This window comes from Actinomycetes bacterium (assembly GCA_036510875.1).
Classification (GTDB): domain Bacteria; phylum Actinomycetota; class Actinomycetes; order Prado026; family Prado026; genus DATCDE01.
On the sequence record DATCDE010000233.1, the window covers coordinates 1 to 6,060 of the forward strand.

Below are 6,060 nucleotides of genomic sequence, written 5' to 3' on the forward strand. Positions count from 1 at the left end.
CGACGGGATCGAGGTGTGCCGGCAGCTGCGCGCGTTCACCGATGCGTACGTCATCATGCTGACCGCCCGGGACGAGGAGGTCGACAAGATCGTGGGGTTGTCGGTGGGTGCCGACGACTACCTGGTCAAGCCGTTCTCCCCGCGCGAGCTGATCGCGCGGGTGCGGGCCATGCTGCGCCGGCCGCGCGCCGTCGCCGGTGGGGACCACCGTTGCGCAGCCAAGGTCCGGACGTCCACCTGATCTCGTGCTTCCGGGCGGCGGGACATCGAGGCCTGGCCCAGGGGCTCCAATGTCCATGCCAGGCGCTTCCAGTGATATCAATTAGATGTCAATTCTGACTTGTAAAAGCGTGTATGATGTCACTAATGACACTCCAGGAGGTGGATACGATGGCTACGGGCAGGACCCCGATGGCGGTCTCCCGTGCCCAGCGGCGCCTGGGTGAGAACCTGGCCAGCTGGCGCAAACTGCGACGGTTGACCGTCGCGGAGGTCGCCGACCGCGCCGGCGTCGGCGTGAGCACCGTGGTGCGCCTGGAGAACGGCCGCGGCGCCACCCTCGAGAACGTGTTACGTGTGGCCCGCGCACTGGGCGTGCTCGAGCCGATCGCTGCCGCGGTCGACCCGTACACCACTGAAGTCGGGCAGCTGCGCGCTGATGAGTCACTGCCCCGACGCGTCCGGTCGCGGAAGGCAACCTGATGGATGTCTCCGTCCACGTCGTGCTCGGCGCCACCACCGTCCACGCGGGCACCCTGGTCAGCCACCGCGGACGTGGAACAGAGTCGGCCACGTTCGCCTACGTCAGCTCCTACGTGGCGCTCCCCGGCACGTACGCGCTTGACCCGCAGCTGCCGCTAGGCACCTCTCCGCGCCAGACGCGCATCGCCGCGACACTGTTCGGTGCGTTCACCGACGGTGCGCCCGACCGGTGGGGCAAGACGCTGGTCAAGCGCCGGGAGTACGCGGCCGCGCGGGCCGAGGGACGCACCGCACGCAGCCTCAGCGAGGTCGACTACCTGCTCGGCGTACGCGATGACCTGCGCCAAGGAGCCCTGCGCTTTCGCGCAGGACGCGCCGAGGGCGCGGGACCGTTCCTCGCCGACGAGGGCTCCGGCGTCCCCGCGCTCACAGACCTGCCGGAGCTGATGGACCTCGCGGCGCGGGCCGAGACGGACACGGCCGACCTGACCGACCTGCAGCGACTCATCCGCGTCGGCAGCTCGCTGGGTGGAGCCCGTCCCAAGGCCCACGTGCTCGGCAGCGACGGCAGCATTGCGATCGCCAAGTTCCCCAGCGCGGCCCACGACACCTGGAACGTCATGGCCTGGGAGAAGGTCGCTCTGGACCTGGCCCGAGCCGCCGGCATCGCCGTCCCCCCCTCGCAGCTGCTGCGCCTGGCCGGGCGAAGTGTCCTGATCGTCGACCGGTTCGACCGGCGACGCGACGGCACGCGGGTCGGCTACCTCAGTGCCATGACGATGCTGGAGGCCAGCGAAGGAGATCAGCGAAGCTACCTGGAGATCGCCGAAGTGATCGAGAATCACTCCGACAACGCCAGCGAGGAGCTCGAGCAACTGTGGCGACGCATCGTCTTCTCGGTGCTGATCTCCAACACCGACGACCACCTCCGCAACCACGGGTTCCTGCACCAGCACGACGACACCTGGCGCCTGTCACCCGCGTTCGACCTCAACCCCAACCCCGAGCCGGGCCCCCGACATCTGAGCACTGCCATAGACATCAGCGACGACACCGCCAGCATCGCCGTCGCGCTCGGAGTCGCCTCCGAGTTCCGCCTCGATGACGAGCGCGCCCGCCAGGTCCTTGCCGAAGTCGCGACCGCGGTCTCCGGATGGCGCACGGTCGCCGCAGCTTTCGGTCTGCCGGAGGAGGACATCGACGAGATGACGCCGGCGTTCGACGCGCTCAAGACCGTGCCGTTCTAGCACCGCGCGAGCCCCATAACCCCAGCAAGGCGGGGTCACGAGATGGTGAGCCCGTTCGTCGCGTCGGATCGGCGACCGCGGGGTCGGCCGACCGACGAGCAGGTTACGTTCGAGGTGTCGTCGGGCGAACGCGTGGGCATCCGCCAAGCAACGATCGTGCGCTCGTGGCCGTGGCCGTGGCCATGGCCGGGCTCGTCGCTCGCGGCTGCTACGGCAGGGTGAGGCGAACCCCTGCACCTTCCGCCCCAGGTCAGTCGCGCAACGCCGGCGTCCCCCGCTCGGGTCACCCACTTCTCAGCAGTCCGCGTCGGCAGTTGACCAGGGCGGGCGAAGGCTGCCAGCTGGATTCTTGACTGATTCCAGAATATGGGTCCAGACTCGGTTGGTGCCCGTGCCGTTGGAGGTCGAGCACTTGTTGCGCGGGGCCGCCTTGCGGGTGACGCGTCCTCGGGTGGCGGTGCTGACCGCCGTTTACGAGAATCCGCACGCCGAGACGGACTCGATCATCGTTGTCGCGCGTGAGGATCTCCCTGAGGTGTCCAAGCAGGCCGTCTACGACGTGCTGCGTGCGCTGACTTCCGCGGGTCTGGTGCGGCGCATCGAGCCAGCGGGCTCCGTGGCCCGCTACGAGTCGAGGGTCGCAGACAACCATCACCACGTCGTGTGCCGGTCGTGCGGCGCCATCGCCGATGTCGATTGCGCCGTCGGTTACACGCCCTGTCTGACCGCGTCCGACGACCACGGCTACTCGATCGACGAGGCCGAGGTCGTCTACTGGGGCCTGTGCCCTGCCTGCTCCACCCCACCCAGTTCCTGATCCCCCCATCGAACCACCTGGTCCCGGAAGGATTCCCGTGTCTGAAAGTCATGATGCAGTCGTAGGAGACATGAACGAGGAGACCGTGAGCACCTGCCCGGTCGTGCACTCGAACGGGGGTACGTCGAACCGTGACTGGTGGCCCAACCAGCTGGACGTGAACGTTCTCCACGCGAACTCCCCCCAGGGCGACCCCATGGGTGCGGAGTTCGACTACGCCGAGGAGTTCAAGTCCCTCGACCTTGCGGCCGTGAGGCGGGACATCGAGACCGTGATGACCACGCCGCAGGGGTGGTGGCCCGCGGACTACGGCCACTACGGGCCGTTCTTCATCCGGATGGCGTGGCACAGCGCGGGCACCTACCGCATCAGTGATGGTCGTGGCGGTGCCGGTGCTGGCCAGCAGCGCTTCGCTCCGCTCAACAGCTGGCCGGACAACGCGAACCTCGACAAGGCGCGCCGCCTTCTCTGGCCGGTCAAGAAGAAGTACGGCCGGGCGCTCTCGTGGGCCGACCTCATCGTCCTGGCCGGCAACTGCGCCCTGGGGTCGATGGGCTTCGAGACCTTCGGCTTCGCCGGCGGCCGCCCGGACGTGTGGGAGCCCGAGGAGGTCAACTGGGGATCTGAGGCCGAGTGGCTCGGTGACGCCCGCTACAGCGGCGATCGCGAGCTCGCGAACCCGCTCGGAGCCGTCCAGATGGGTCTCATCTACGTCAACCCCGAAGGCCCGAACGGCAACCCGGACCCAGTGGCCGCGGCCCGCGACATCCGCGAGACGTTCGCGCGGATGGCGATGAACGACGAGGAGACCGTCGCCCTCATCGCCGGCGGTCACACGTTCGGCAAGACCCACGGTGCGGCAGACCCGAACCAGTACGTGGGCCGCGAGCCGGAGGCTGCGCCCCTCGCGGAGCAGGGCCTCGGCTGGAAGAACACGTACGGCAGCGGCAACGGTGGGGACACGATCACCAGTGGTCTGGAGGGCGCCTGGACGCCCACGCCGAAGTCGTGGGACAACAGCTTCTTCGAGACCCTGTTCGGCTACGAGTGGCAGCTGTCGAAGAGCCCCGCCGGTGCGTCTCAGTGGATTCCGACGGATCCCGCGGCGGCCGACGCCGTCCCGGACGCCCACGACTCGTCGAAGAAGCACGCCCCGGTCATGCTCACGACCGACCTCGCTCTCCGGTTCGACCCGGCGTACGAGCAGATCTCGCGGCGCTTCCACGAGAACCCGCAGGAGTTCGCCGACGCGTTCGCCCGGGCGTGGTTCAAACTGACGCACCGCGACATGGGCCCGATCGCCCGATACCTCGGCCCGGAGGTTCCCTCCGAGCAGCTGATCTGGCAGGATCCCGTCCCCGCGGTCACGCACGAGCTGATCGGCGCTGGCGACGTCGCCGCCCTCAAGGACAAGATCCTCGCCTCGGGGCTGTCGGTCTCCCAACTGGTCTCGACCGCCTGGGCCTCGGCGTCAACGTTCCGCGGGACCGACAAGCGCGGGGGAGCCAACGGCGCCCGTATCCGACTCGCCCCCCAGATCGGCTGGGACGTCAACAACCCCGCTGAGCTGGCGAAGGTGCTGCGGACTCTGGGGGGGATCCAGCAGGAGTTCAACGGCATGCAGGCCGGCGGCACCAAGCAGGTCTCGCTCGCCGACCTGATCGTGCTCGGTGGCGCCGCCGCCATCGAGCGGGCCGCGAAGAACGCCGGGTTCGAGGTCCAGGTGCCGTTCGCGCCGGGTCGCGCGGACGCGTCGCAGGAGCAGACCGACGTCGAGTCGATGGCCGTGCTCGAGCCGACCGCCGACGGGTTCCGCAACTATGTCAGCAAGGGCCACGACAAGCCGGCGGAGTTCCTGCTGGTCGACAAGGCGCGGCTGCTGACGCTGACCGCTCCCGAGATGACCGTGCTCGTGGGCGGACTGCGTGCCCTGAACGTGAACGCCCAGCAGTCCCAGCTCGGCGTCTTCACCAAGCAGCCCGAGGCGTTGACCAACGACTTCTTCGTGAACCTGCTCGACCTCGACACGGTGTGGCAGGCGACGTCCGAGGCCGAGGACACCTTCGAGGGTCGCGATCGTGCGTCGGGTGAGCTGAAGTGGACCGGCAGCCGCGTTGACCTCGTCTTCGGTTCGAACTCCCAGCTTCGGGCACTCGCGGAGGTCTATGCGAGCGACGACTCGCAGCAGAAGTTCGGGCACGACTTCGTTGCCGCGTGGGACAAGGTCATGAATCTCGATCGGTTCGACCTCGCCTGATCCCGACGTTCAGGTCTACCCTCGTCAGCCGACCTGAACGTCCTCGGTCTTGCGGGTCGGTTCACCACCCGCAAGGCGCAGAACGAACCTGCGGGGCACCCTGCGAGGGTGGTGGCCATCCGGCTCGCAGGGTGCCCCGCACCGTCTCAGGGTTGACCCCGCGTCACCTCGGCTTCGACGCCGGACTCGCACGAGACCCACGAGCGGTCTGCCCATAGCGTTACCTCGCCGAACGCGGAGCCCTTCACCACGGGGTTCAACGGGAGGCGGGCTGAGCCGCGAGCCGCGGACCCGCCTCGGCGGCGAGGGCGGTCGCAAGGGCCAGCGCGCGCTGTCCGAACACCGGGCGCCCATAGTCGCGCGTGGCGTACAGCTCGCCCCACAGCTGGCCGTCCTCTGCGTTCAGCAGGACGCCGACGCACGAGCTCTTGCCGAACAGCGCCAGCATCCGGGCGACCTCCGGCGGTCACTCGGGCGCGTGCTGCACCGCCAGGTACCCCTCGCCACGCTCCAGCAGCACGGTGACCTGCGGAAACCGGCTGCGCAAGTACCTCTCGTCGGTGGGGAACCGTTCCTCTCCAAGGCCCCGGCGTCCGATGTTGGCGATCGTCACCCACTCCTGCGTGACGGCGACGAAGCGGCTGATGGTGACCCCCGACGCAGCTAGCTCGCCACGGGCCTGGTCACCGATCTCCTCGGCCAGGCTGAGCAGAGTCCTCGAAGGGACATCATCGGACGCCGCGAACGGTCCCAGCAACGACTCGCCAGTCATCGGAGCCGCTCACCGCACGATCGCCGGACTGCCCCGCGCCACATCGGCCATTCACGAGGGTGCGTCTCAGGCGCGGCGTTCCTGGACGGTCCGCTTGACGAAGATCAAGGGCAGGAGGAACGCGGCGATGGCCCCGGCGAGCCAGACGATGAGGGCGGCCAGGATCCACGTGGTCAGCCCGGTGATGGTCAGCCCGCTGGTCAGGATCGCGGTGGCGATCAGGGCGACCAGGGTGGAGATGAGTCCGACTCCGCCGGTGAACGCG

7 protein-coding genes and 1 pseudogene are annotated in these 6,060 nt (G+C 68.6%); 5 read left to right on the plus strand and 3 right to left on the minus strand.

Annotated elements, in window-relative coordinates; all coding sequences use genetic code 11:
* The 5 genes and pseudogenes from VIM19_13550 to katG all read left to right on the plus strand — a co-directional run bounded on the left by VIM19_13550 (position 1) and on the right by katG (position 5,023).
* Positions 1-190 (plus strand): annotated as a pseudogene (locus VIM19_13550) (response regulator).
* 200 nt (positions 191-390) lie between these two features.
* Positions 391-702, plus strand: a complete 312-nt coding sequence (locus tag VIM19_13555; GenBank protein HEY5185897.1) for a helix-turn-helix transcriptional regulator — start codon at positions 391-393, stop codon at positions 700-702.
* The gene (locus VIM19_13560; GenBank protein HEY5185898.1) at positions 702-1,949 is read left to right on the plus strand and encodes a HipA domain-containing protein; all 1,248 of its coding nucleotides are present in this window, start codon (positions 702-704) and stop codon (positions 1,947-1,949) included. Before VIM19_13555 ends, VIM19_13560 begins: the two co-directional genes overlap by 1 nt.
* Positions 1,950-2,334: 385 nt before the next feature.
* A complete protein-coding gene (locus VIM19_13565) occupies positions 2,335-2,766 on the plus strand; it encodes a Fur family transcriptional regulator (protein HEY5185899.1) in 432 nt (143 codons plus the stop codon).
* Positions 2,767-2,836: 70 nt separating this feature from the next.
* Positions 2,837-5,023 (plus strand): catalase/peroxidase HPI, encoded by a 2,187-nt coding sequence (gene katG / locus VIM19_13570; protein ID HEY5185900.1) that lies wholly within the window; start codon positions 2,837-2,839, stop codon positions 5,021-5,023.
* Positions 5,024-5,279: 256 nt separating this feature from the next.
* Here the strand turns inward: katG and VIM19_13575 are convergent, their stop codons facing one another.
* The 3 genes from VIM19_13575 to VIM19_13585 form a co-directional block, all read right to left on the minus strand.
* Positions 5,280-5,471 carry a hypothetical protein gene (locus VIM19_13575; protein HEY5185901.1) on the minus strand — a complete coding sequence of 64 codons (192 nt, stop codon included), beginning with the start codon at positions 5,469-5,471 and terminating at the stop codon, positions 5,280-5,282.
* Between the two features lie 18 nt (positions 5,472-5,489).
* On the minus strand, positions 5,490-5,795 hold the full coding sequence (locus tag VIM19_13580; GenBank protein HEY5185902.1) for a hypothetical protein: 306 nt from the start codon (positions 5,793-5,795) through the stop codon (positions 5,490-5,492).
* Positions 5,796-5,861: 66 nt separating this feature from the next.
* On the minus strand, positions 5,862-6,060 hold a 199-nt coding region (locus tag VIM19_13585; protein ID HEY5185903.1), incomplete at its 5' end, for a hypothetical protein.